We start from the raw sequence: 23,329 nt of genomic DNA on the forward strand, positions 1-23,329 counted from the left end.
CGGCCCCGCGCCGATTGATCACCGTTCATTGATCACCGCACCCCTCGGGTGAACCGCAGGCCCGGGCCCGGCCCCGACAGCGGGAGAGCGGCCGAGGAGTTCAGCCACCTCGTGCCCGGGTGCGGACGACGGCGTGCCGGCCCATCGGTGCAGGGCGGTCTCGAGGCCGGTGACGGCGGTGGTGCCGGTGGTGTCGCAGGCCCAGGCGACCACTCCGTCCGGGCGTACCAAAACCCCGGTCGGCGTCGCGTGGCCGTCGGTCACGCTGCTCACGCGCCCGGCCCAGGACGCGGCGAGGCGGGCGAACGCGCCGTGCGCGGTGCGGTCGAGCAGCAGGAACCCGCCGCCGTGACCGTGGTCGACCAGCCGGGAGCCGTCCGTCAGCCACAGGTCCGGGACGAAGCGGCCGACCAGCGGATGGTCACCGGGCAGGTCGACGCGCTGCGTGACGCCGGAGATCTTCTTGACCGCGTAGGTCGTGCCCGCCCCGGTGCTCAGCAGCTCGGCGACGACCTCCCGGAGCGCGGCCGACTTGGCGTCCCCGCGCATCACCCCGATCTGGGCCCGCGTCCAGTCCAGCACCCAGGCGCCAAGAGGCCGGCGCTCGGCGTCGTAGGTGTCGAGCAGCCCTTCCGAGGCCCACCCGGCGATGACGGCACCGAGCTTCCAGCCGAGGTTCATCGCGTCGCCGACCCCGAGATTGAGCCCCTGACCGCCGAACGGCGAGTGCACGTGCGCGGCGTCGCCGGCCAGCAGCACCCGCCCCGCCCGGTACGTCGCGGCCTGGCGGGCGTTGTCGGTCCAGCGGGTGGCGGCGCCGCGCAGCGCGGTCAGCGTGACGTCGGTGCCCGACACCCGGCGCAGACTGGTCTGCACTTCCTCAAGGGTGACCGGTGCCATGGGGGTCCCCCCGCGCGAGCGAAGCCGAGCGTGGGGGAGGTCGGCACGAACGCCGTCGAACTCCACGGTGACCACCCGCCCGGGCTGTGGCCCGTAGCGGTACGCCCCCCGGGTCGACCACGTCCATCCGTGTCCGAGCTTCTCCGGGTCGGCGATGTCGGCGACCGCCAGGTGTCCGGTGAGTTCGGGGTCGGTGCCGGGGAAGTCGATGCCCGCGAGGCGGCGTACGGTGCTGCGCCCGCCGTCGCACCCGACCAGCCACCCGGTGCGCAACGTGCCGGCGGTGGTGTCCACGAGCACGCCGTCGCCGGTCTCTTCGAGCGCGGTGACCTCCACCCCGCGACGCACCGGTACGCCGAGTCGAGCGACATGGCCGGCCAGCAGCTCCTCCAGCTCACGCTGCGGCACCATCCTCGCTCCGGCGACCGCGGTGCGCGCGGCGAGGTCGGCATCGGACCAGTCCACGAGGTCGGCGTCGAGGACCATTCCGGCGAAGTGCCCGGTGAACCGCGCATCGCGCGCTCGCCGGCCGTCACCCGGCGCTCGGTCGTCGGCCTCGCGAGCGAACGACCCCACCCGCTCGAGCAGCGCTCGCTGCACCTGTTCGGCGGCGGGCAGCAGGCCGCGGCGGTCGAGCGCCTCGGCCGTCGGGACGTTGATCGCTCCCGCCTTCATCGCCTCGTCCGGCTCGGCCCGGCGTTCGAGTACCTGCGCCGTCGCCCCGGAGAGCGCCAGCTCCGCGGCGAGCACGAGGCCCACCGGACCGGCTCCGACCACGGTCACGTCCACGTCCTGCTTCACATCCACTGTCACGAACAGTGTTCTATGTACGAACAGTGTTCGTGTCAAGCTATGATGGCGGCGTGAACCCGAGAGAGCGACGCGCGGCGCGCCACCAGCCGCCGAATCCCGACGCCGAAGCCGACCCCAGGCCGCGGCGCCGTACGGCCCCGATCACCGTGGAGCAGGTCATCGACACCGCGCTGGGCGTCATCGCCACGGAGGGCTACGAGGCGCTGACCATGCGCCGGCTGGCCGGCGCGCTCGACACCGGACCCGCCTCGCTCTACGCCCACGTGGTCAACAAGGCCGACCTCGACGAGCTCCTCATCGGGCGGCTGTGCGCCGAGCTGGTGCTCCCCGAGCCCGACCCCGCGGCCTGGCGGGAGCAGATCCGCGGCGTGTGCACCCGGATACGCGACCAGTACCTGAGATACCCCGGTATCTCCCGCGCCGCGCTCGCTATGGCCCCCACCGACCTCGAGACCTTGCGCGTCAGCGAAGGAATGCTGGCGATCCTGCTCACCGGCGGCGTCGCCCCGCAGGCCGCCGCCTGGGCCATCGACGCCCTCTTGCTGTACGTGGCCGGCTACTGCCTGGAGGCGTCGATCGTGCGCCGGCGATCGGCACAGGACGGCGCCGTCTGGGTCGTCGACCGCGACGAACTGCTGCGCCGCTTCACCGCTCTGCCCGCCGAGACCTTCCCGCACACCACCCGCCACGCCGCCGAGCTCACCGCCGGCGAGGGGCACGACCGCTTCGACTTCACCGTCGCCCTGATGATCGACGGCCTCGCAGACCGCTAGGTCCTTCCCTGCGGAGCGCCGCTCGTGTCCGCCGCCGCGGTGCGCGCGACCGCGACCGGCGGCCGCCGCCGATGGTCGTACACCGCCGGTCCTCCGGCGGATCAGTACCCGGCGGTCCCGGCTCCGGCTTCCCGGCTGTCACCGACCGTGCGGCCGGTGACCGTCCGCTCAGAGCGGGGTCGCCGTGCGCAGCAGGAGCAGGAGCGTCAGGGCCGAGTTGGCCGAGAACATCGCGGACAGGGCGGCTCCGGTGGCCGCGGTCCACAGGGCCAGGCCCGCGGTCGTGAAGACCGACGGCCAGGTGCGTGTGCTCGGTGCCGGGGCCAGCAGGGCGGCGACGCGGCGGGGGAGCGGGCCGGGGGCGGCCAGCGCGGCGAGGGTCGGCGCGGGGGTGGGGCGGGAGACGAGAGCCGCGGTGCCGATCGCGCGGGCGACGGCCTTGCGGCTGCCGACGGCCTGGGCCGCCGCCTCGTCCGCCCAGCGCTCCGCCGTATAGGCGACCGCCGTCCGCAGTGGGCGCAGGAACGGGTTGGCGCGGGCGGCGAGTTGGACGAGCAGCAGGTACCGGTGGTGCCGGCCGGCGAGGTGGGCGCGCTCATGGGCGAACAGCGCGCGCCGCTCCCGCGACGCGAGGCAGCCGAGCATGGCGGTGGACACCACGATCCGGTCGCGCGGCCCGCCCGGCAGCGCGTAGGCGTACGGCTGGGTGTCGGGCAACACCGCGACCTGTGTGGACGGCAGCCCCCGCAGCGCCGCGTGGGCCCGCCGCCGTACCCGGCGATGGCGCAGCAGGGCCCGGCCGCAGCCGGCGACGACCGCGAGCAGCGCGGGGATCGCCGCCTTCCCCGCGACCTCGTGCCGGGGCACGCTCTCGCGCACCTCGGGATCCGACCAGCCGTCCGGCAGGGGGTTGCCGGGCAGTTGGGCCGTGCCGACCACCATCAACAGGGCCAGACACACCGTGCTGCACAGCGCCATGACCGTGCACACCCAGGTCAGCAGGACGGTCGCGGTGCGCGGATGGAGTCGCTGCTCGGCCAGGCGGGCCACCGGCCAGGCCGTCAACGGCAGGACCAGGGGGAGGAAGACGAAGATCCCCATGCGTGCTCAGTCCTCGTCCTCAGTCCTCGTCGGCGGCCTGGTCCAGCAGTTCGCGCAGGGTCTGTTCGTCGCCCTCCGGCAGCGCGGTGATGAAACTGGCCAGCACCGCGCGGCGGTCCTGCTCGCCGTCGAGGACCTTGCGCATCTTCAGCGCGGCCAGCCCGGCCTCGTCCGCGGTGGGCATCCACACGAACGACCGGCCCTCGCGCCGGCGCGTCACGGCGTTCTTCGCCAGCAGGCGGGCCAGGACCGTCATCACGGTCGTGTAGGCGAGGTCGGCGGCCAGACGCTCCTGCACCCAGCCGGCGGTCACCGGGCCCCCGGCCTCGTGCAGTGCCGCGAGCACCTGAGTCTCCAGCGCACCCTGCGCCCTGCGCCGACGGCGCGGATCGGGGTCCGTCACCCGCTGTCTCCCTTCTGCTGCGCCTCTCACCTCGACTCCTGGTGCCGGAGGAACATCACATCGTACCGATCCGACGGCCGTGGCCGGTTTCCGTTCCTCGTCGGCGACGCCCCTCGTGCCGCACGACCTCGCTGCTTCTACAGTGTTGTAGATTTTGAGCGGATCCGGGACGCGGATCCGAACCGATCGTGTGCGCGGAAGGAAGAACCATGGGTGTTTCCCTGTCCAAGGGTGGCAACGTGTCGCTGAGCAAGGAGGCACCGGGACTGAGCGCGGTGGTCGTGGGTCTGGGCTGGGACGTACGGACCACCACGGGCGCCGACTTCGACCTCGACGCCTCCGCCCTGCTGCTCAACGGCGCGGGCAAGGTCGTGTCCGACCGTCACTTCGTCTTCTACAACAACCTGACCAGCCCGGACGGTTCGGTGGAACACACCGGCGACAACCTCACCGGTGAGGGCGAGGGCGACGACGAGAGCATCAAGGTGAACCTCGCCGCCGTACCGGCGGAGGTCGACCGGATCGTCTTCCCCGTCTCGATCCACGACGCGGACGCGCGCGGCCAGAGCTTCGGCCAGGTGCGCAACGCCTTCATCCGTGTCGTCAACCAGGCCGGCGGTGCCGAACTCGCCCGCTACGACCTGTCGGAGGACGCCTCGACCGAGACCGCGATGGTCTTCGGCGAGCTGTACCGGGGTGGTGCCGAGTGGAAGTTCCGCGCGGTGGGCCAGGGCTACGCCTCCGGGCTCGCGGGCATCGCGGGCGACTTCGGCGTCGGCGTCTGACGCGGCCCGTCCGGGAACCGCTGCCCGCGGGAGCCGTCCGGCGGCGGGCGGCGGACTCCGACGGCCGGATCAGTCGCGGGAGTTGCCGAACAGGATGCGGTAACCGATGAGCAGCACCAGGGAACCACCGATCGCGGCGCCCCAGGTGTAGAGGTCGAAGAAGTGCTTCTCCACCGGGCGGTCGAGGAAGCGGGCGGAGAGCCAGCCGCCGATGAACGCGCCCGCGATGCCGATGACGGTGGTGCCGATGAAACCGCCCGGGTCGCGGCCCGGCAGCAGTAGCTTGGCTATGGCTCCTGCTGCCAGGCCAAGGATGATCCAGCCGATGATGCCCACGGTGTGTCCTTCAGTCGGTTTGCGTGTTTGCGCAAGCCTAGGGGTGGTTGAAGTGATCGCACAGCAATCGTTGACCCCTGGTGATGTCCCGTCGAGGTTCTGCTACATGATTAAGACATTGCGCAACTGGGGAACCGGAAGCGGTCCGGTTGCGTTGATCGTTATGGACGCGGAAAGCGCGAGCGGCTGCGGAGGACGTGGATGAGTGTGTCCCTGACCAAGGGCGGCAATGTGTCGCTGAGCAAGCAGGCCCCCGGTCTGACTGCCGTGACGGTCGGGCTGGGCTGGCAGGCGAACGCGGGGCACGAGTTGGATGCCAGCGCGTTGCTCTGCGGCCAGTCGGGGCAGGTGCTGTCCGACGAGCACTTCGTCTTCTTCAACAACCTGAGCAGCCCCGACGGTTCGGTCCGCCACGGCGGCGCGGGCGGCGGTGACGAGCAGCGGCTCCAGGTCGACCTGACCCGGGTCCCGGTCCAGGTGGAGAAGATCGTCTTCCTCGTGTCCCTCTACGAGGCCGAGGGCCGGGGCCGGACCTTCGGGCAGGTGCGCGGCGCGCACATCCGCGTCCTCGACCAGGACGGCGGCACCGAACTCGCCCGCTACGACCTCGCGGCCGGCGCCCTGTCGGCCGAGACCGCGCTGGTCTTCGGCGAGCTGTACCGCCACGGCGCGGAATGGAAGTTCCGCGCGGTCGGCCAGGGTTACGCCTCGGGACTCGCCGGCATCGCCACGGACTACGGCGTGACGGTGCTCCGGGAGACGCCCCCGAGCCCGGCGCCCGGCCCGAACCGGCTCCCCGCTCCGGGCCCGGCAGCGAGCCCTGCGGCCCAGGTCGCCGCACCGCAGCCGGGCGCAGGCGCACCCGTGCCGCCCGTCCCCCAGAAGCCGCTGGTCGCCGCCCCGCCGGCACCGGCGTTCCCCGCATCCCCGCAACCCACCGGGAGTTCCACCGTGACCTGTTTCTTCGACCCCAACCACGGCCCGGGCATGACGACCGTGACCTGGTCCCCGCAGTGGGGCGTGCCCCGGCCCGTCCAGACCTGCGGCGGCTGCGCACAGCGCGTGCAGACGACGGTCCCGCCGTTCTACACCCCGCCCCAGCAGGGATACCCGCAGCCCGTGCCGCAGGGCTATCCCCAGCAGGGCTATCCGCAGCAGGGTTACCCACAGCAGGGCTATCCGCAGCAGGGTTACGGCGAGCCGTACGCCGACCACCACGACCATCACCAGCAGGGTGGCGGCCGTCGCTTCGGCACCGGTGCGCTCATCGGCGCCGGTGCGGCCGGTCTCATCGGCGGCGCGCTGCTCAACGAGGCGTTCGACGACGACGAACCGGACGTCGAGGTCAACAACTTCTACGAGGACTGACCCGACCCCGGCCGGCCTGCGCCGACCCACTGCACGCCCGTGCGCCCGCCGATCCCCGGTGGCGCACGCCTACACTGGGTGGGCGCATGTGCGTCGGCTGTGACGGGGACGGGAGAGGGCTGTGACGGAGAACGCCGGTGGCTTCGAGGATCCTCCCGCCGAGGTGCTGGCGGAGGCCGCGGAGGCGTTCGGGCTGCTCGCCTCCTCGGCACGGCTGCATCTGATGTGGGCCCTGTCGCAGGGCGAGAGCGACGTCACGCACCTCGCCGACCGGGTGGGCGGCGCGCTGCCCGCGGTCAGCCAGCACCTGGCGAAGCTGAAGCTCGCCGGACTGGTCCGCTCCCGCCGCGAGGGTCGCCGGCAGGTCTACTACATCGACGACCCCGATGTGGTGACCCTGGTCCGGGTGATGATCGGTCAGCTCACGGCGCGCTCGCAGCATGCCCCGGCCCCTGTCCACCGCCTGCGCGGTGTCGGCGGCTGACCGCAGCACCCCGGCGGGCAGCCCGCGGCATGTCCGTGAAGTGGGCTTGTAAGAGGTGGGTTTGAAAAACCTGGTGGGCGTTGTGTCCTCATTGGCCCAGGTATGAACCCCGTTCGAGAACACATCTGACTCGGTTCTTATCGAGGGGGCGTACACTCCGCTTCCCGTACTGGCTCAGTTCCGCACGGCGGTTCCATGAGGTGCCTCATCTGTGAATTGAGTGTGTATCTGCGCTGCTCGGGCCATAGATTTGTTAGATTGCGCAACTGTGCAAGCAAGGTGGAGCGGCAGTGCTTCACCCGCCCGGACACCGGCGCGCGGGCTCGGCCGTACACCCCATGGCCGGGACTGACGGGCCCGACCGTTCATGGGAGTGGGAGATGAGCGACCCGTGGGACGGGCCCGCCGGTCAGGCCACGCGGAGCCGTAGCGCGCGGGTACCCGGACAGCGAGCCTCCGAGCCCGACGGGGCGCGTCCGCAGGGCGGCAGGGCCGCGGCCCGGGCGGCCGCCCGCTCGCACGCCGCCAAACGCGGGCGGCGCGCGCGTCCGGCGGGGCGCGGCAAGCGGGCGCTGAAGATCGTCGGCATAGGCATGTCGGCCGTCATCGTGGTCACGGCCGGCGCGGGCTGGTGGTTCTACGAGCACCTGAACGGCAACATCCACAGCGTCGCGCTCGACGGCAAGGGCGGCACCGAGAAGGCCGACGCCTTCGGCCGGACCCCGATCAACATTCTGGTGATGGGCTCGGACGGCCGCACCAGCGCCGAGGACTGCAAGCTCGGCGGCGGCTGTGGGAAGACCGGCGTGCAGACCGGCAGCAACGCGGACGTCGAGATGGTGCTGCACATATCCGCCGACCGCTCCAACGCCACGGTGATGAGCATCCCGCGCGACACCATGACCAAGGTGCCCGCCTGCACGGACAGCGAGAGCCACCAGTCCACGAACGGCTACTACGGCCAGATCAACAGCGCGCTGCAGTACGGCCCCGCCTGCCAGGTGGCCACCGTCCACCAGCTCACCGGCATCCCGATCGACCACTTCGTCAAGCTCGACTTCTCCGGCGTCGTGAAGATGTCCGACGCGGTCGGCGGTGTCTCGGTGTGTGTCAGCGACAACGTCTACGACACGTACTCGCACCTGAAGCTCTCCAAGGGCTCGCACACCCTCAAGGGCGACGCGGCGCTGGAGTTCGTCCGTTCCCGGCACGGTTTCGGCGACGGCAGCGACCTGGGCCGTACGACGACCCAGCACATCTTCCTCAGCTCGATGATCCGCAAGTTCAAGAGCGCGGGCACGCTCACCGACCCCACCGCGGTCTACGGCCTGGCCGACGCCGCCACCAAGGCGCTGACCGTGGACGACGGCCTGGGCAGCGTGAAGAAGCTCATCTCGCTCGCGTCGGACGTGAACAAGGTGCCCACGAAGCGGATGACGTTCACGACGATGCAGACGGCCCCCGACCCGACCGACACCAACCGCCTGGTCGTGGGTGCGGACGCCAAGACCCTGTTCTCCACGATCGCCAACGACCAGTCGCTGACCACCGGTTCGGGCAAGAAGTCCGCTGCGGCCTCGGCCACCGCCAAGCCCACCGCCTCGGCTGTGCCCGCGGCCCAGATCGCCGTGACGGTGGAGAACGGCACCACGGTCACCGGCCGCGCCTCGGACATCGCGACGGCGCTGACCGACCAGGGCTTCAGCTCCGCCACGACCACGGCCAACGCGCCGAGTCCCGCGACGACGACCACGCTGACCTACGGCACCGGTCAGAAGGCGGAGGCCCAGACGGCCGCCAAGGCGCTCGGCCTGTCCTCCGCACATCTGAAGCAGGGCACCGGCACGGGCCTGACCCTGGTGATCGGCGCCGACTGGCCGAGCGGCACCAGTTTTCCGGGCGGCTCCTCCTCGCCCGCGCCGGCCGACACCCAGGCGGCCGTCTCCAACGCCCACGCCTCGACCGCCGACCAGGCCAAGACCTGCGCCAAGGTCAGCCCCTACAAGACGGTCAGCGTCAACGGCGTCTCCATGACACCGGCCGAGGCCTATGCGGCGGCACGCGGCAAGCCCGACTCCGATTCCTGAGGGTGCCCTCTCGCAGAAAGACGGAATTAGGAGGCGCTAGCCCACCCACCCGCGCAACAACGCCTCCCGCTCCGCCGCCCGGTGCGACCCACCCTCCCGGACACCCCACTGCGACATCGCCGCCGGTGTCGTGGCCATCGTCGCGGCGCCCTGCGCGAAGTGGGACACGAGGGCGCGGGAGAGGCCGACCTCTGTCGGGGAGCAGCCGACCGCCGCGGCGACGTGGGTTCTCAACTCGTGCTCCCCACCTGTCGCTTCAGGGACTTCACGGGGACGTCCGCCACCGTCAGGGCCCGCACCTCCTCCCATGGATGGAGGCCGGACTGCCTGTCGCCGAGGGCCTCCACGCCCTCGGGGGTCAGACGTACCCCAGGAGCCGGACCGGACGACTTCGCGCCCACGTGCACATCGCCCTCGGCGATCCAGGACAGGCCCACCACGGCCATGGCTTGCCTGCTGCCTCCGACGATGGCGCCGCCGTCGTGGCGCACATCAAATGATCAGGTCAGCCTCCGCAACGCACGAAAGAGCCGGGAAGCTCCCACTTCCCGGCTCCGCATACGGTCCGGACTGCCGAGGTGCGATGCCATGGCGCCGGTGCCGGGGCGGCCGCCGCGCCGCTCAGGGACTGGCGATGTCGAAGCCGTACCGCAGGGGCTCGGTGGTGACGCCGTAGTCGCGGCGGTACAGGTGCACGGCTTCCGCGCGTATCCCGCCGGGTGAGGCGGCCTCCAGCTCGCAGGGACATGTCACCTGGATCACACGCGGCCGGCCGGAGACTTTCATGCGCACACCGTCCGCCGGCCCGCCCACGAGCACCGCGGTCTGCCACCCCGTCACTTCGGTAGTCTCCACGGCAGACAGTTTAAGGGTTGCGCAAGTTTTGAGCCGGTGAACCGGGTCACTATGTGTACGACACACAGGGGGAATGAGACGGATGAACTGGTTGTGGTGGGTGCTGATCCTCTTCTGGACGGGCGGCTTCGCCTGGCTCGGCGACACCGTGCGCACCGCGCTGCGGAACCGGCACGAACGGAAGCTGGAGGTGATGGAGGCGGCCAGGCAGGAGCGCCTTGCCGTCGAAGCGGCGGATCGGGCGCCGGAACCCGTCTGCGGGTGCACGCACCATCTGGCCAAGCACGACCAGCAGGGCCGCTGCCACGAGCGCGTCGAGGTCCCGACGGCGTGGGACGAGAACAAGAAGCCGCTGCGCTACGAGGCCGGCACGTGCAACTGTCAGCGGTACGTCGGTCCGCAGCCGCTGTCGCAGGTGTACGCGGAGGACCTGACCGACCGGATCTGAGAGCGGGTCCGTGCGGCGGACCGTCTCTTCACCGACCACCACGACTCACCGACCACCACGACTCACCGACCACCACAACTCACCGACCACCACAACTCATCGACCACCACAACTCATCGACCGCTACGACTCATCGACCGCTACGACGTCGACGTCGAGGCGCTTGCGTGCACGCCCGCCCCCGGAGCGCTAGGCGGGGCGTTGTGAGGCGGCTGCGGTGGGCTGGAGGTCGGACAGGGTGAGGGGGTGGGCCGGCGGGTCGGGCAGGGCGAGGTGCGACGTGGGGTGCAGGTCGGGGCCGACGTGGAGGAGTTCGCCGGGGTCCATCAGCCGCCAGAGCGGGTTGTCGTCCATGGGCTCGCTGGCCACCACGACGGAGGGCAGTGCGCTCAGCCGTGCCGAGCGGACGCGCAGATGGCCGTCCCGGCCGGCGTGGTCCAGGTGGCGCGAGCCGTGGTGGCCGCCTGCCGGGCGCCGCAGGACGTACAGCTCGTGGGTGGCGGGGTAGCGCAGGGCCCACAGTTCGCCGGCGGTGATGAGGATGATGTTGAGGGCGTACAGCGGGAGGTGCTCGGCGACCCAGCGTGCCGCGGCGACGAGGCCGGCGGACACGTCACCGCCGTGCGCCGCCGTCTCCCGTGTGACCAGGGCGAAGAAGCGCTCGGAGTCGGTGTCGCCGTGCACCAGGGACCGGTCCTCGCCCAGGTGACGGTCGAGTTCCTGAAGCCCTTCGATGACACCGTTGTGCGCGAACAACCGCCCCTGCTGCTCGAAGGGGTGCGTGTTGCGTACGTCCAGGCCGCCGGTCGAGGCGTACCGGATGTGGGCGAGGAAGGTGGCCGACTCGACCTCCCGGGCCTCCTCGGCGAAGGCGCGGTCCGCGTAGGCGGCGATCGGTGCCTTGTGCACTTCCGGGGTCCCGTCCGCGTCGAAGTACCCCAGCCCTGTGCCGTCGGGTTCGCGGTGGCTCTGCGCGCTGAGGCTGTCGGGGGCGTCCAGCAGCCAGAACGTGGCGTGTGTGCGGTGGGGAGAGCTGGTCAGTCCGAACAGTCGGCACACGACGTCCTCCTTGTCGCGCCTCGGCGCCGGTCCTCCGCAGGGACCCGTCACCGTACGGCTGGACGACCATGGTCCCGCGCGAGGGCCGTTCCCGCACTCGCCGCCCGCAACCTCAATCGTCCGCACGGAGTACCGAGTCGAGCGCCTTGCCGATCGTCGGGTGGGCGAAGGCGAAGCCGGCCCTCTCCAGGGCCGAGGGGACGACGCGGGCGCTGCAGGTGATGCTTCCCGCGAACTCGCCCAGCACCGCGCGCAGGGCGAGAGCGGGGACGGCCGCGAGCGCCGGGCGGTGCAGGGCGCGGCTCAGTGCCCGGGTGACCTCGCGGTTCGTCGTCGGCTCGGGAGCGGTGAAGTTGACGGGGCCCGCGAGGTCCTCGGTGTCGAGGGCGAAGCGGAGCGCCGCGACGTGGTCCGTCAGCGAGATGAACGGCCAGTACTGGTCGCCGGAGCCGAGCCGGCCGCCCAGGCCGAGACGGAAGAGCGGGAGGAGACGGCCGAAGGCGCCGCCCCCGGCCGAGACCACGAGACCGGTGCGCGGGTGCACCACGCGGACGCCGGACTGCCGCGCCGGATCGGCGGCCGCCTCCCACTCGACGCAGACGCAGGACAGGAAGTCGTTCCCGGCCGGGTCGCTCTCGTCGATGATCCGCTCGCCGGTGTCGCCGTAGTAGCCGGTCGCGGACGCGGACACCAGAACGCGGGGTGGGACGGCGGATTCGGCACAAGCCCGGGCGATGGTCGCGGTGCCACGGATCCGGCTGTCGCGGATCGCCCGCTTGTAGGCCGCCGTCCACCGTCTGTCCCCGACTCCCGCGCCGGCGAGGTGGACGACGGCCTCGACACCGTCCAGCGCGCCGGGCTGGACCCGCCCCGCGACCGGGTCCCAGCGGGCGGACTCGCTGCCGTCAGAAGGCGCGGCGGCGGACCGGTCGCGGACGAGCCGGACGACCTGGTGGCCGTCCGCGAGCAGCGACCGGACGAGAGCGGAGCCGATGAGTCCGGTGGACCCGGTGATCGCGACGCGCATGGCGTCCTCCTGAGGAGGCGTGGGCGGTTCTCGTGATCCACAGGTGAATCACGACGGACGATACACCGAGTGCTTGTAAGTTCAAGTAAAGCTGGCTGGGCCGCCGGGCGGTCAGCCGGCGATGCGGGCGCCCGGGGCGGGCAGCGGGCGCCAACTCGCGGGGACGTCGCGCATGATCAGGGCGCAGTCCAGGGTCGCGGTCCCGGGTGGGAAGCGGTCCGGGTCGTCGAAGAAGGACGACGTGGCCGAGCGCACCCGGCCGGCCGCCACGTGCCAGGCGTCGGTGTGGAGTTCCATGCCGTCCAGGCGAGGGCCGGAACTGGCCGGGGAGAAGCCCTTCGAGCCGTCCTGGAAGAAGCGGGAGGCCTCGGCGAGACCGGCGAACAACTCGCTGTCCCGCAGCTCGTCGGCCGGCTCGACGGTGACGTCCACCCGGGTGCCGCCGTCCCGGGCCGCGAGCGCGACCCGCACCGCGTCGGGGGTCTCGTGCACCTCGAAGTCGGCGCGGCCGTGTTCCCCGGGGAAGACCCGGCCGCCGGCCCAGGCGTTGACCCGAGAACCGGTGTCACGGCGTGGGATGTAGACACCGGTCCTGACCCCGTCCGGTCCGTCCCACTCGACGGCGATCCGATGCGCCGCGTTCTCGCTGCGCAGCCCGAACGCCCGGGGCGCCCAGACCGGCCGGACCTGCCCCAGGCGCAGCAGGCAGATACCGGCGACCGCGTGGCCGCGTACCACCTGGGGGCGCAGCGGCGCCGGGAGCAGCCGGGCGGCGGCATCCGGGTCGACCCGGTAGTTCACCAGAAGCCGCCGTTCGACGACGCTGGACAGGCGCGGCTGCCGCATGATTCCCCTCTCGTGCCTCCGGATCCCGCTGGACCGGGGGCGCTCGCAAGCCCTGCTGTCACTCCGGCGGAGCCTGGGCCAAGGCTCGGCCCGCCGGGTCCCGCGCGACCTCGATGATCGCGTTCTCCCGGCCGCTGATGACGCCCCGCCGACCGGCCCCCACCAGGTTGGTGCGGTGTCCGGGCCGTACCGGGCGACGGCCGCCTCCGCGTGGCGCGGGAAGCCGGAGTACGCGCCCGCGTACCCGGGGCTCGGCGTGCACCGGCGTGGGCGAGGCCCGCCGGCCCTCTGCGTCGGACCGGCCGAGCTGGTGCTCCGGGGCGGCCCGCTGCCCCGTCTCACGCCGCATCCGAGCACCGGTCCGGCGCGGCCGCGGACGGCCCTGGAGAAGATCCAGGGGTCGGGCCTCGCCCGCGAGGAGCAGGAGGCGCCCGCCGCCGTCGGGGCGCGCGAACTCACCGGGGACCGCCGCGAGACGTCCCGCCCCGGCGCCGCCGGACGAGATCCGCGGCGGCCGACTCCCACGTGGGACGGGTGAACTCGAACCCCGCCTCCCGCAGCCGCCCCGGAACCACCCGGCGGCTCTTGAGCAGCAGTTCGGTGTCCGAGCGGAGCGCGAACGCGCCCAGTTCCGCCATCCACCGCGTCGCCGGCAGCCCGAACGGAACGCCCGAGGCCGTGCGCAGGGTCCGCATGAGGTCCCGCTGGGGGAGCGGGCCGGGAGAGGCCAGGTTCACCGGACCGTCGATGTCGTCCCGGTCGACCAGGAACTCCACCGCGCGGACGAAGTCCTCGTCATGGATCCAGGAGACGTACTGCGCACCGCCCGCGACGGGGCCGCCCAGCCCCAGCCGGGCCAGGCCCAGCAGCACGTCGAAGACGCCACCGCGGTCCGGGCTCATCACCATCGCCGCGCGCAGCGCCACCTTCCGCGTGGCCGGCGTCGGCGCCTCGCGCTGCGCGCGCTCCCAGTTCTTCGCGATCTCGACGCTGTAGCCCCAGTAGCCCGGCACGTCGGCCTCCGAGCCGCCGATCACCCCCGTGCCCTCGTCGTGTGCCGCGTCGAAGCGGTGGGCGTAGATCGTCGCGGTGCTCATCTGCAGCCAGACCCGCGGGGGCCGTTCGGCCGCGGCGATCGCCTCGCCGACCACCCGCGCGGAGTCCACCCGGGAGTCCATCATGGCCCGCAGGTTCTCCGGGGTGTAGCGGCAGGAGACGCTGCGACCGGCCAGGTTGACGACGACGTCGCAGCCGTCGACCGCCTCGGTCCACGGGCCCAGGGTGACACCGTCCCACTGGACGTGGCGCTCGCGCTCCGGGTGCCTGGTCAGCACCGTGACCTCATGACCGGCCGCCGTCAGCGCACGGTCGAGTACCGTGCCCACCTGTCCGGTTCCCCCGGGCAGAACCACCTTCATCGTGCCCCCTCTGTGTGCGTCGGGCACAGCGTAACCCTCTTTTGAACGCGTTCAAAAGAGAGTGCGGCGTGCGCGGCCTCGGGAGGTGGTTCCGTCGCATAGGCTGACCCGCGAGACGACCGGCACCGGGTCGTCCCGAGGTCGAGAGGAGCGGTCGTGGACACCGTCGGGGAGAGCTTGGACCGGGCGCTGGAAGCGGCGTTCACCCGTTCCGTCCCCAAGTCCGCGCAGGCCCAGATGAGGTATCTGGTCAAGCAGCTCAAGGGCACACGGCCGGCCGCCGAGCTGCTGGGTGTCTCGCAGCGCACCGTGGAGCGGTACGTGGTCGGGACGCTCAAGCACCCGCGCAAGGATCTCGCCGCGCGGCTGGAGCGCGAGGTCAGACAGCGCTGGCAGCCCCAGGTGCGGGCGCGGGCCAAGGACCGGGCGGCCACGGCGGAGGGCATCGTCGTCTCGGCGCGCGCCCGGTTCGGCTTCACCGCGGCGCCGGGAACCACGGACGACGCCCGGCTCCGCCACATCACCCAGGCCCTGCCGCCCCGCTGGGCCGAGCGTCTGTTCGCCGCCCGGGACCGGGGCGCCACCGAGGCCCAGTTGCAGGAGATCGCGGCCCAGGGACTGGGGGAGATGTACTTCCGCGACGCCGGCCGGCGCGCGCAGGGCCTGCTGGTGGAGTTCACCGACGTCGAGGACATCGACATCTCCCTCTGAGCGCCGTACTCGGCTGACGGGCGGGCGGCGCCGGTCCTTCGGAGTGCTGAGCGGGTTGGACGGCTCCTCGGCTTCGGCCCGGTGCCCCTAGGCTGAGCGGATGACGTCGATGCCGATCATCCTCTTGCTGTCCGGGAGTCTGCGCAAGGGCTCCTCCAACGAGGTCGTGCTGCGGACCGCCCAGGTCGTGGCGCCTTCCGTCGGGGTGGACACCGTCCTGTACGAGGACCTGGCCCGGCTTCCGCACTTCAACCCCGATGACGACACCGACCCGTTGCCGGCCCCGGTCGCCGGGCTGCGGGCCGCCCTCGACCGTGCGGACGGCATCCTGATCTGCACCCCCGAGTACGCCGGCACGCTGCCGGGTGCCTTCAAGAACCTGCTGGACTGGACGGTCGGGGGCACCGAGATCTGTGACACGCCGTCGGCCTGGGTCAACGCGGCCGCGCCCGGGCGTGGCCAGGGCGCCGAGGCCACGCTGCGTACCGTGCTCGGCTACACCGGTGCCGACATCGTGGAGCCCGCCTGCGTGCGGATTCCGGTGAGCCGGGATCTGATCGGCGACGACGGACTCCTCGCCGACTCCGCGGCGCGACGCCAACTCGGCGGCGTTCTGCGGCAGTTGGCGGAACGTGTCGGGCCTTCGTCACCGGCGGCGTGAGCGTGGTCGGGCGCAGGCCCGGGGTGCTCGCGGAGAGGGTGAGGCGGCGCGGTCCCTTCGCGTCGCACCCGTCACGTCGAAGGCCACCGGGGCCCTCGCGTCGGGTACGACCCGGCCCCGGTGGTCCGTGACCTTCGCGTACGCGTGGGCCAGGTCGTCGCGGCTTCGGCTCGTGGCGAGGGCATGGGCGTCCGGGGCGGGGCGCAGGGCGGCCGGGGCGCCCACCGCGGTGAGTGGGGTGCGGCCGGTCTCCCCGGCCGTCGCGGTGGGCCACCGCCGTCAACCCCGCCCGGTGGGCGGGGCGCGGTGCAGATGGCCATGGCCCGTTCGGGAGAGGTCGGCGCGAACTCCTTTCCGCCGAGAATGAGTTGGCACGGACCTCCCGGTGTGCGGACGTGCACGGTCATGGGGCGGCCGGTCCCGGCGCCCCAGGTCCGCCGGTCGGTTCGTCGAAGTGGCACCACCAGAAGCTCCACAGCCCGGCACGACGCCCTGGTGGTCGCTGCCCGCGGCCGTGTCCTCGGGCGCCGTCGGTGTCTTGCCGGTGCCGGACTCGCCCAGGCAGTCCCAGGTGGCAGCGCCCGTCGTCGGCATCGACGCAACTCCACGACGCCGCGGGGCGCACGGGCCGATCCCCCGCGGAGCCGCGGGCGCGTTCGGGTCCGGGTCCGGGTCCCTGAGCACCAGCAGGAGGGATCGCTCGTGGCGCCGCCCGGAGCCGTGGTCGTACCCGGGCGACTCGGCGCCGTCGGCGTCGCCGCGCAGGAACAGCCGGCCCTCGTCGAAGGACCGCTCGCCCGCCGGGCCGCCGCCGGGCCGGGCGCGAGCGCCTGCCGCCGGGTCGCCCTCCGGCCGTCTCTGCGTACCGTCACCATCTCTCCCGCCGGGCAGGGGAACCCGGGTAGCCGTCGCGCGTCCGCTAGGAGGCGGCCAGGGCCGCGACCTCGGCCGCGGTCAGTGTCCTGCCGTGGACGCGGAAGTCGTCGACCGTCGCCTTCAGATACGGGTCCGGGTACTGCGACCTGCCGATGTACGCGGCCCGGATGTGGTTGCCGAAGTCGCGGGGCTCGACGTCGACCGCCGTGTTCCGGCCCGCTTCACGGCCGTCGACGTACAGCACGGCCGTGCCGGACCCGTAGGTGACGGCCACATGGACCCAGCGGTCGGTCGGCAGCGGGCCGGCGTCGATGCGCTGCTCCGCTCCTCCGCCGCTCGTGGTGATGGCGTAGCGCAGCGTCCCGGCGTCGCTCAGCGGGGTGAGGAACATGTTGACGCTGACGCCGGTGCCGAAGTCGAAGATCCGGCTCCAGGCGGCCGGTTGGCCGGTGAGGTTCACCCAGGTGGCGACCGAATAGGCGGACGCGCCTGCCAACAGGTCGTCCGCGACGACGACATGCCCGTCCGTGCCGTCCAGGGCCACGGCGCCGGAGAGATGTCCCCGGGCCCAGGAGGCGCCGCCGGTGAGGGTCGCCGTCCTCCCGTTCCCGGTGGCGTCCGCGGCCGTCGTGCCGGAGGTCTCGTCGAAGCGGTACCAGGCGGCGAACTCCGGTGGCGGGGAGGGCGGTTGGCCGGTCAGCCAGTAGACGTTGTAGTACTGGTGATGGACGCGTGCGATGGGCAGCAGCGTCACCGTCTCCTTGTCGGCCGTCGCCGTGAACCGCAGGGGGTCGGCCGAGGTCTGCCGGATCGTGCCCGTGTCGAGCCGGGGCATCGAGCGGCTCTGCGTCGTGCCGTACGCCCCGGCCAGCACCACCGGACCGTGCAGCACCGCCTGGACGTCGGGGTCGTCCGCAGTCGCCTCGACACGCGTCCGCATCGGCAGGGCGATCTCGACCTGGTCGCCGGTCTTCCAGGCGCGGTCGAGGCTCAGCCACCTGCCGACGACCGAGCGGTCCGTGAGCGTACGGCCGTTCAGCTTGACGCGTGTCCCGGCGGCCCAGGCCGGGACGCGGACCAGCAGCTCGTGCCGCGCCTGCCCGGCGGTGACCGTGAGGACCGTCGAGGCGGTGTCGGGCAGCCGGGTGGTCTGCCGCCAGGTGATCCCCTGCTCCTGCCAGTGCACCTGGGACGGGACGAACAGGTTGACCAGCAGCCGCTGTCCGTCGTGCGTGTAGATGGTGTCCGCGAACTTCGCCTGCGTCTCCATGCCGGTGCCGTGGTCGCAGGAGAAGTTGTCGTAGTCGGTGGAGTAGGCGTTCGGGTCCGTGCCCATGAAGGACGGCTGCTGTTTGAAGGAGCCGGGGCCGAGCCCGGTGTAGTAGATGTCGAAGCCGTGTGCCGCGTCCGGGTCCTGTTCGCCGAGCATCTGGTTGAACAGGGTGCGCTCGTAGTAGTCGAGGAGGTCGGTGCGGTCCGGGTCCTCGAAGTGCAGCAGTCGGGTCAGCTTGAGCATGTTGTAGCTGTTGCAGTTCTCGCACGTGCCGTTGGACAACTGGCCCGCGATGACGTCGGGTTCGTGGAAGGCCTCGCCGTTGCTGTTGCCGCCGATGACGTACGAGTGGTGACCGGTGACGATCTGCCAGAAGTTCTGGGCGATGGTGCGGTAGCGGTCGGGCAGGCCCTCCTGCCACAGGCGCAGCGCGCCGACCATCTTCGGGATCTGGGTGTTGGCGTGCAGCCCGGCGAGCCGGTCCTCGCCGGCGGCCAGGGGGTCGAAGACCCGGGCGTGGGTGAAGCGTTCGGCGACCTCCAGCCAGACGGCGTCCCCGGTGAGCGCGTGCAGATCGGCGAGGACGTCGTTCATCCCGCCGAACTCGGTCTCCAGTACCCGCTGCATCTGTGCGTGACTCAGTTTGCCCGTACGGCCGTTGACCCACTCGCCCAGCTGGAGCACCACATCGAGGGCCTGGTCGTTCCCGGCCAGCCGGTACTGGTCGACCAGCCCCGCCATGATCTTGTGCAGGGTGTAGTACGGCGCCCACACACCGGTCCCGGCCTCCAGCCGGTCGAAGAAGCTCTCCGGGAACGCCGACAGGTAGCCCTTGCCGTATCCGGCCGACGGTGACGCGGCCTGGCAGGCGGCCAGGGCGGGGACGAGGGCGCGGCCCTTGTCGCGCAGCGCCGTGTCGCCCGTGTTGGCGTAGGTGAGGGCGAGCCCGGAGAGCAGATGTCCGGTGGAGTGCCCGCGCAGCTCGACGGTCGGCGCCTCCCAGCCGCCGCAGGGCTGGGCGGTGCTGGACAGTCCCACGTTCAGCCGGAAGGTGTGCAGCAGCCGGTCGATGTCGACGAAGCGCAGATAGGCGGTGTTGCGGCGCTGGTTGTCCTGGAAGGGCCCGGCCAGCAGGGTCACCGCGCCGAGCGGGAACGGCGCTACGCGGGTGGCCCGCAGGTGCGGTGATCCGGTGCGGCGCGGTGCCGCCTGGGCGGCACCGGCGTCCGTCACCGTCAGGGCGGCTGCGGTCGCGCCGGCGGCGGTCAGGAAGAACCGTCTGCCGAGGGGTGGGGTCACGAAGTCCTCCGCATGTCGATGGCATGAGGCGGGGACTCCCGGCCCCTGCCCCGCTGACTGCTCGTTCGAGATATCGAAAGCTGTGCGACATGCTGTGCGGAGATCCACCGTAGAGGACTGGCTCCTGGTGTCAATGGCACGGGGGAGGCGGCAGCGAGGAGGCCGATAAGAGGTCGACAACTCCTGTGTCAGCGGCCAGAGTTGACGCCATGGAACAGGAGGGGGTCTGGGACGCCGCCGTCGCGCGGAGCTACGACACGCCCGGTACCGGTATGTTCGCGCCCGACGTCCTGGCGCCCACGGTGACGCGTCTGGCCGAGCTGGCGGACGGGGGAGCGGCGCTGGAGTTCGCGATCGGGACCGGACGGGTCGCCGTCCCGCTCGCCGGGCACGGAGTCCCCGTTACCGGCATCGAGCTGTCCGAGCCGATGGTGGAGCGGCTGCGGACCAAGGCCGGCGAAGCGGCGATCCCCGTGGTCATCGGCGACATGGCGACGACCACGGCCCCGGGGACGTACAGCCTCGTCTACCTCGTGTACAACACGATCTCCAATCTGCTCACCCAGGCCGAGCAGGTCGAGTGCTTCCGCAACGCCGCCCGCCATCTCACCCCCGGCGGCCGGTTCGTGGTCGAGCTGTGGGTGCCCGAGCTGCGTACGCTTCCGCCGGGCAGGGCGGCCACCGTCTGGCAGGTCGACGCCGGCTACGTCGGGCTGGACACCTACGACGTCCTCAACCAGCGTGTCGTATCGCACCACTTCCACTTCGGCGCCACCGAGCAGGCCCGGCTCCGGCGCAGCCCGCACCGCTACATCTGGCCCGCAGAACTCGACCTCATGGCCCAACTGGCCGGATTCGAGCGTGAGTCGCGGCACGCGGACTGGGACGGCGCGGAATTCACCGCCGACTCCCGCTCCCATGTGTCCGTCTACCGGATCCCGGTGAAGCAGTGGCCCGGCGCGTCCTCAGCGCGGCAGCAGCCGTAGCGCGTACAGGGCCGCGCCCAGGTCGGCCAGCGCGGCCGGGTCCGAGAGCGGGCGGCCCGTCAACTCCTCGATGCGGCGCAGCCGGTAGCGCACGGTGTTCGGGTGGACGAAGAGACGCTCCGCCGCCTCGGTGGCCGCGCCGCCCGCGGTGAACCAGTGCCCGAGCGTGCGCAGCAGCCGCGCCCGCTCCGCCTCCGGCAGGGCGAGGACCGGCCCCAGGGCGACCTCGACCAGCCGGCTCGCCTCCGCCGGGGCCGCGGCGACCAGCATGGCCAGCGGGCTGTCGTCGAAGAGCGTGACCCCCGGACCGTCGCCGGGCAGCCCGGCCAGGGCCAGCCGGGCGAACCGCAGCGCCTGCGGTGTGTCCCGCAGTGAGTCGAACCGGGGGCTGACCCCGACCCGGGCGCGGCGCCTGCGCAGCGCCCGCAGGCTCTCCGGCTCGGCGTCCCGGTGCGCGAGCGAGACCAGCCCGATCTGCTGGTCGGGCAGCAGCCGCCAGACCGACGACACCCCGAAGCGGCGCAGTGCCGCCTCGATGCCGGGCAGTGGCTCCTGACCGGGATCCGGCACGTCGGCGGCCACGACCGCGTACGGGCCCCGCTCCGGCAGACCGAGCTGCCGGGCCGCCTCCCACGGCGTCGTACGATCCGCGAGCGCGCCCGTGAACAGCGCCTCGGCCAACGCCGAACGGCGCGCCTCGCGTTGCAGCGCCAGCTCCGCGCTGGTCTCGCGGTAGGCGGCCGCCACCGCCTCCGCGTACCGGCCGAACAGGGCCCAGACCTCCGACGAACCGACCACCAGCTCGGCGTCCGTGACCTCCGGGTGCCGACGCGCCTCGTCGACCACCTCCGACCAGAACAGCTCGAAACCGACCCGATAGGCGTGCAGTGTGTCCGCGAGGGGTACGCCCTGCTCCGCGCGCAGACGCCCGGTCTGCAGCGCGGCCCCCACGTCCGGTTCGGTGCCGAAGGCGAAACGGCACAGGAGCAGATCGGCGTTGTCCGCGCAGGACTCCCGAAGCGACGCGAAGGGGATGAGCGCGTCGTCCGCGTACGACTCGACCTCCGTCCGGATGCGCTCGGTCATCCGCTCGCCCAGCTCCGGAAGGCGCGCACGCAACGCCGCGCCCACATTCTGCAGACTCATGTGCGCAGCGTACGGTGGCCCGTTTGTTCTGCGGAACAACACCGGACGGCATGGACTGTGGGCGTGGCCATGGACGCGCGCGAGCGTGCACGCGAGCATGCCGTGAGCGCTCGCGGCGGGACCCGTGAGTGCCGGGAGCAGGGGTGCGAGGAGGCATCATGGCCAATCTGGCGGACTTTCTGGTGGACACGGCGCGGCGCCTGCCCGACCGCCCGGCGCTGCGGCTGGGGACGGCGACCACCACCTACGCCGAGCTGGACCGGCTGAGCGCCCAGGCCGCCGCCCTGCTGCGCACCGAGGGCCTGCGCACCGGCGACCGGGTCGCGCTGATGCTGCCCAACGTGCCCGAGTTCGTCGTCCTGTACTACGCCGTCCTGCGCGCCGGCGGCATCGTGGTGCCGATGAACCCGCTGCTCAAGGAGCGCGAGACCGCCTATCACCTGCGCGACTCCGGCGCCGTGCTGCTCTTGGAGTGGCATCGGGCGCCGGGCGAGGGCGCCGCGGGCGCGGCCGCCGCGGGCGTGCGCCACCTGTCGGTCGAACCCGCCGCCCTCGCCACCGAACTGGCCCGCCTGGAGCCGCAGTTCGAGGTCACGCCCGCCGCCGGCGACGACGTCGCCGTACTGCTCTACACCTCCGGCACCACCGGCCACCCCAAGGGCGCCGCGCTCACCCACGCCGGGCTGCGCCACAACACCGAGGTCAACGTCACCGAGGTCCAGCGGCTGACCTCCGAGGACGTGATCGTCGGCTGTCTGCCGCTGTTCCACATCTTCGGGCAGACCTGCACGATGAACGTCGCCGTCCGCAGCGGCGCCTCGCTCACCCTCGTCCCCCGCTTCGAGCCGGGCACGGTGCTCGACGCCATCGCCCGCGACCGGGCCACCGTCTTCGAGGGCGTGCCCACCATGTACGCGGCGCTGCTCCAGCACCCGGGCGCCACCGGGGCCGACATGTCCAGCCTGCGTATGTGTGTCTCGGGCGGCGCCTCGCTGCCGGTGGAGGTCCTGCACGGGTTCGAGCGGCGCTTCGGCTGCATGGTGCTGGAGGGCTTCGGCATGTCCGAGACCAGCCCGGTCGTCTCGTTCAACCACCCCGACCGCCCCCGCAAGCCCGGTTCCGTCGGCACGCCCATCCGCGATGTGGAGGTCCGGCTGCTCGACGCCACCGGCCGGGACGTCGCGACGGGCGAGGTCGGTGAACTGGCCGTGCGCGGGCCCAACGTGATGAAGGGGTACTGGAACCGCCCCGAGGACACGGCCGCCACGATCCCCGACGGCTGGCTGCGCACCGGCGACCTGGCCCGCCGGGACGAGGACGGCTTCCTCTACATCGTCGACCGCAAGAAGGACCTGATCATCCGCGGCGGCTACAACGTCTACCCGCGCGAGATCGAGGAGGTCCTGCACGAGCACCCCGCCGTCGCCCTCGCCGCGGTCCTCGGTGTGCCCGACGAGCGGCTCGGCGAGGAGGTGGCGGCCGCGGTGGTGCTGCGCCCGGGAGCCCGGGCGGACACCGCGGAGTTGCAGCAGTTCGTCCGGGACCGGGTCGCCGCCTACAAGTACCCGCGCCGCCTCTGGCTGACGGACGCGCTGCCGATGGGCCCCAGCGGCAAGATCCTCAAGCGCGAGATCACCGCGCCGGCGTCCTGAGCCGGAACCCCGGCCGGCCCGG

Annotated in this window: 23 protein-coding genes and 1 pseudogene; 10 read left to right on the plus strand and 14 right to left on the minus strand. The window is 72.3% G+C overall.

The annotated features are described in order from the left end of the window. Nucleotides 1–18: 18 nt before the first annotated feature. On the minus strand, nt 19–1,713 hold the full coding sequence (locus ADK64_RS14505) for an FAD-dependent monooxygenase (RefSeq protein WP_234384563.1): 1,695 nt from the start codon (nt 1,711–1,713) through the stop codon (nt 19–21). A gap of 50 nt (nt 1,714–1,763) precedes the next feature. Between ADK64_RS14505 and ADK64_RS14510 the strand changes: the two genes are divergently transcribed. After that, nucleotides 1,764–2,486, plus strand: coding sequence for a TetR/AcrR family transcriptional regulator (locus tag ADK64_RS14510; RefSeq protein ID WP_053658877.1), 723 nt, complete (start codon nt 1,764–1,766; stop codon nt 2,484–2,486). Between the two features lie 168 nt (nt 2,487–2,654). On the opposite strand, the gene ADK64_RS14515 is transcribed toward ADK64_RS14510, so the two are convergent. Next, entirely contained in the window at nt 2,655–3,587 is a 933-nt protein-coding gene (locus tag ADK64_RS14515; RefSeq protein WP_053658879.1) for a M56 family metallopeptidase, read from the minus strand. 19 nt (nt 3,588–3,606) lie between these two features. Then, nucleotides 3,607–3,990 (minus strand): BlaI/MecI/CopY family transcriptional regulator, encoded by a 384-nt coding sequence (locus ADK64_RS14520; protein ID WP_053658881.1) that lies wholly within the window; start codon nt 3,988–3,990, stop codon nt 3,607–3,609. 209 nt (nt 3,991–4,199) lie between these two features. Here ADK64_RS14520 and ADK64_RS14525 point away from each other — a divergent pair, with 209 nt between their 5' ends. Then, complete coding sequence (locus ADK64_RS14525; protein ID WP_053658883.1) at nt 4,200–4,775, plus strand: TerD family protein; 576 nt, start codon at nt 4,200–4,202, stop codon at nt 4,773–4,775. Nucleotides 4,776–4,844: 69 nt separating this feature from the next. Here ADK64_RS14525 and ADK64_RS14530 read toward each other — a convergent pair whose 3' ends face one another. Then, on the minus strand, nt 4,845–5,111 hold the full coding sequence (locus ADK64_RS14530; RefSeq protein WP_053658885.1) for a GlsB/YeaQ/YmgE family stress response membrane protein: 267 nt from the start codon (nt 5,109–5,111) through the stop codon (nt 4,845–4,847). 201 nt (nt 5,112–5,312) lie between these two features. Between ADK64_RS14530 and ADK64_RS47180 the strand changes: the two are divergent. From ADK64_RS47180 to ADK64_RS14545, 3 genes and pseudogenes are all read left to right on the plus strand, one after another. Further along, a pseudogene (locus ADK64_RS47180) lies at nt 5,313–5,861 on the plus strand (TerD family protein); the annotation flags it as partial. Nucleotides 5,862–6,600: 739 nt separating this feature from the next. Beyond that, a complete protein-coding gene (locus ADK64_RS14540) occupies nt 6,601–6,963 on the plus strand; it encodes an ArsR/SmtB family transcription factor (protein ID WP_053658890.1) in 363 nt (120 codons plus the stop codon). Nucleotides 6,964–7,343: 380 nt separating this feature from the next. After that, nucleotides 7,344–9,050: an LCP family protein gene (locus ADK64_RS14545; protein ID WP_199829610.1), complete on the plus strand. Its 1,707-nt coding sequence runs from the start codon at nt 7,344–7,346 to the stop codon at nt 9,048–9,050. Between the two features lie 36 nt (nt 9,051–9,086). On the opposite strand, the gene ADK64_RS14550 is transcribed toward ADK64_RS14545, so the two are convergent. From ADK64_RS14550 to ADK64_RS14560, 3 genes are all read right to left on the minus strand, one after another. Beyond that, the gene (locus ADK64_RS14550) at nt 9,087–9,284 is read right to left on the minus strand and encodes a hypothetical protein (RefSeq protein WP_053658892.1); all 198 of its coding nucleotides are present in this window, start codon (nt 9,282–9,284) and stop codon (nt 9,087–9,089) included. Then, a complete protein-coding gene (locus tag ADK64_RS14555; protein WP_159046238.1) occupies nt 9,281–9,496 on the minus strand; it encodes a hypothetical protein in 216 nt (71 codons plus the stop codon). Before ADK64_RS14555 ends, ADK64_RS14550 begins: the two co-directional genes overlap by 4 nt. Before the next feature lie 175 nt (nt 9,497–9,671). Next, complete coding sequence (locus ADK64_RS14560; protein WP_234384564.1) at nt 9,672–9,905, minus strand: hypothetical protein; 234 nt, start codon at nt 9,903–9,905, stop codon at nt 9,672–9,674. 82 nt (nt 9,906–9,987) lie between these two features. Between ADK64_RS14560 and ADK64_RS14565 the strand changes: the two genes are divergently transcribed. Beyond that, nucleotides 9,988–10,353, plus strand: coding sequence for a hypothetical protein (locus ADK64_RS14565; protein WP_053658898.1), 366 nt, complete (start codon nt 9,988–9,990; stop codon nt 10,351–10,353). A gap of 189 nt (nt 10,354–10,542) precedes the next feature. Here ADK64_RS14565 and ADK64_RS14570 read toward each other — a convergent pair whose 3' ends face one another. The 5 genes from ADK64_RS14570 to ADK64_RS14590 form a co-directional block, all read right to left on the minus strand. Then, nucleotides 10,543–11,412: a class II glutamine amidotransferase gene (locus ADK64_RS14570; RefSeq protein WP_053658900.1), complete on the minus strand. Its 870-nt coding sequence runs from the start codon at nt 11,410–11,412 to the stop codon at nt 10,543–10,545. A gap of 112 nt (nt 11,413–11,524) precedes the next feature. Then, the gene (locus tag ADK64_RS14575) at nt 11,525–12,439 is read right to left on the minus strand and encodes a TIGR01777 family oxidoreductase (RefSeq protein WP_053658902.1); all 915 of its coding nucleotides are present in this window, start codon (nt 12,437–12,439) and stop codon (nt 11,525–11,527) included. Between the two features lie 111 nt (nt 12,440–12,550). Beyond that, nucleotides 12,551–13,285 (minus strand): DUF2071 domain-containing protein, encoded by a 735-nt coding sequence (locus ADK64_RS14580; protein ID WP_053658904.1) that lies wholly within the window; start codon nt 13,283–13,285, stop codon nt 12,551–12,553. A 58-nt stretch (nt 13,286–13,343) separates the two neighbouring features. Beyond that, nucleotides 13,344–13,634: a hypothetical protein gene (locus ADK64_RS45885; RefSeq protein WP_159046239.1), complete on the minus strand. Its 291-nt coding sequence runs from the start codon at nt 13,632–13,634 to the stop codon at nt 13,344–13,346. A 106-nt stretch (nt 13,635–13,740) separates the two neighbouring features. Beyond that, the gene (locus tag ADK64_RS14590) at nt 13,741–14,703 is read right to left on the minus strand and encodes a TIGR01777 family oxidoreductase (RefSeq protein WP_053658908.1); all 963 of its coding nucleotides are present in this window, start codon (nt 14,701–14,703) and stop codon (nt 13,741–13,743) included. Nucleotides 14,704–14,859: 156 nt separating this feature from the next. Here ADK64_RS14590 and tpg point away from each other — a divergent pair, with 156 nt between their 5' ends. Together tpg and ADK64_RS14600 are read left to right on the plus strand one after the other, a co-directional pair. Continuing rightward, nucleotides 14,860–15,414, plus strand: a complete 555-nt coding sequence (gene tpg, locus ADK64_RS14595; protein ID WP_053658910.1) for a telomere-protecting terminal protein Tpg — start codon at nt 14,860–14,862, stop codon at nt 15,412–15,414. A gap of 100 nt (nt 15,415–15,514) precedes the next feature. Then, entirely contained in the window at nt 15,515–16,075 is a 561-nt protein-coding gene (locus tag ADK64_RS14600; protein ID WP_053658912.1) for an NADPH-dependent FMN reductase, read from the plus strand. A gap of 919 nt (nt 16,076–16,994) precedes the next feature. On the opposite strand, the gene ADK64_RS14605 is transcribed toward ADK64_RS14600, so the two are convergent. Next, nucleotides 16,995–19,523, minus strand: coding sequence for a beta-L-arabinofuranosidase domain-containing protein (locus tag ADK64_RS14605; protein WP_053658914.1), 2,529 nt, complete (start codon nt 19,521–19,523; stop codon nt 16,995–16,997). 209 nt (nt 19,524–19,732) lie between these two features. Between ADK64_RS14605 and ADK64_RS14610 the strand changes: the two genes are divergently transcribed. Further along, on the plus strand, nt 19,733–20,509 hold the full coding sequence (locus tag ADK64_RS14610) for a class I SAM-dependent methyltransferase (protein WP_053658916.1): 777 nt from the start codon (nt 19,733–19,735) through the stop codon (nt 20,507–20,509). On the opposite strand, the gene ADK64_RS14615 is transcribed toward ADK64_RS14610, so the two are convergent. Beyond that, on the minus strand, nt 20,489–21,655 hold the full coding sequence (locus tag ADK64_RS14615) for a PucR family transcriptional regulator (protein ID WP_234384565.1): 1,167 nt from the start codon (nt 21,653–21,655) through the stop codon (nt 20,489–20,491). The two genes, ADK64_RS14610 and ADK64_RS14615, sit on opposite strands and share 21 nt — an antisense overlap. 158 nt (nt 21,656–21,813) lie before the next feature. Here ADK64_RS14615 and ADK64_RS14620 point away from each other — a divergent pair, with 158 nt between their 5' ends. Beyond that, nucleotides 21,814–23,307 carry a long-chain-fatty-acid--CoA ligase gene (locus ADK64_RS14620; RefSeq protein ID WP_053658920.1) on the plus strand — a complete coding sequence of 498 codons (1,494 nt, stop codon included), beginning with the start codon at nt 21,814–21,816 and terminating at the stop codon, nt 23,305–23,307. Nucleotides 23,308–23,329 lie beyond the last annotated feature (22 nt).

Origin of the sequence: Streptomyces sp. MMG1121 (assembly GCF_001280015.1) — a bacterium.
Classification (GTDB): Bacteria; Actinomycetota; Actinomycetes; order Streptomycetales; family Streptomycetaceae; genus Streptomyces.

Coding starts and splice junctions, on each gene's coding strand:
- ADK64_RS14600 (WP_053658912.1), top strand. CDS start 15,515: ATGACGTCGATGCCGATCATCCTCTTGCTGTCCGGGAGTCTGCGCAAG.
- ADK64_RS14620 (WP_053658920.1), top strand. CDS start 21,814: ATGGCCAATCTGGCGGACTTTCTGGTGGACACGGCGCGGCGCCTGCCC.
- ADK64_RS14575 (WP_053658902.1), bottom strand. CDS start 12,439: ATGCGCGTCGCGATCACCGGGTCCACCGGACTCATCGGCTCCGCTCTC.
- ADK64_RS14515 (WP_053658879.1), bottom strand. CDS start 3,587: ATGGGGATCTTCGTCTTCCTCCCCCTGGTCCTGCCGTTGACGGCCTGG.
- ADK64_RS14590 (WP_053658908.1), bottom strand. CDS start 14,703: ATGAAGGTGGTTCTGCCCGGGGGAACCGGACAGGTGGGCACGGTACTC.
- ADK64_RS14610 (WP_053658916.1), top strand. CDS start 19,733: ATGGAACAGGAGGGGGTCTGGGACGCCGCCGTCGCGCGGAGCTACGAC.
- ADK64_RS14615 (WP_234384565.1), bottom strand. CDS start 21,655: ATGAGTCTGCAGAATGTGGGCGCGGCGTTGCGTGCGCGCCTTCCGGAG.
- ADK64_RS14555 (WP_159046238.1), bottom strand. CDS start 9,496: ATGGCCGTGGTGGGCCTGTCCTGGATCGCCGAGGGCGATGTGCACGTG.
- ADK64_RS14580 (WP_053658904.1), bottom strand. CDS start 13,285: ATGCGGCAGCCGCGCCTGTCCAGCGTCGTCGAACGGCGGCTTCTGGTG.
- ADK64_RS45885 (WP_159046239.1), bottom strand. CDS start 13,634: ATGCGGCGTGAGACGGGGCAGCGGGCCGCCCCGGAGCACCAGCTCGGC.
- ADK64_RS14565 (WP_053658898.1), top strand. CDS start 9,988: ATGAACTGGTTGTGGTGGGTGCTGATCCTCTTCTGGACGGGCGGCTTC.
- ADK64_RS14545 (WP_199829610.1), top strand. CDS start 7,344: ATGAGCGACCCGTGGGACGGGCCCGCCGGTCAGGCCACGCGGAGCCGT.
- ADK64_RS14525 (WP_053658883.1), top strand. CDS start 4,200: ATGGGTGTTTCCCTGTCCAAGGGTGGCAACGTGTCGCTGAGCAAGGAG.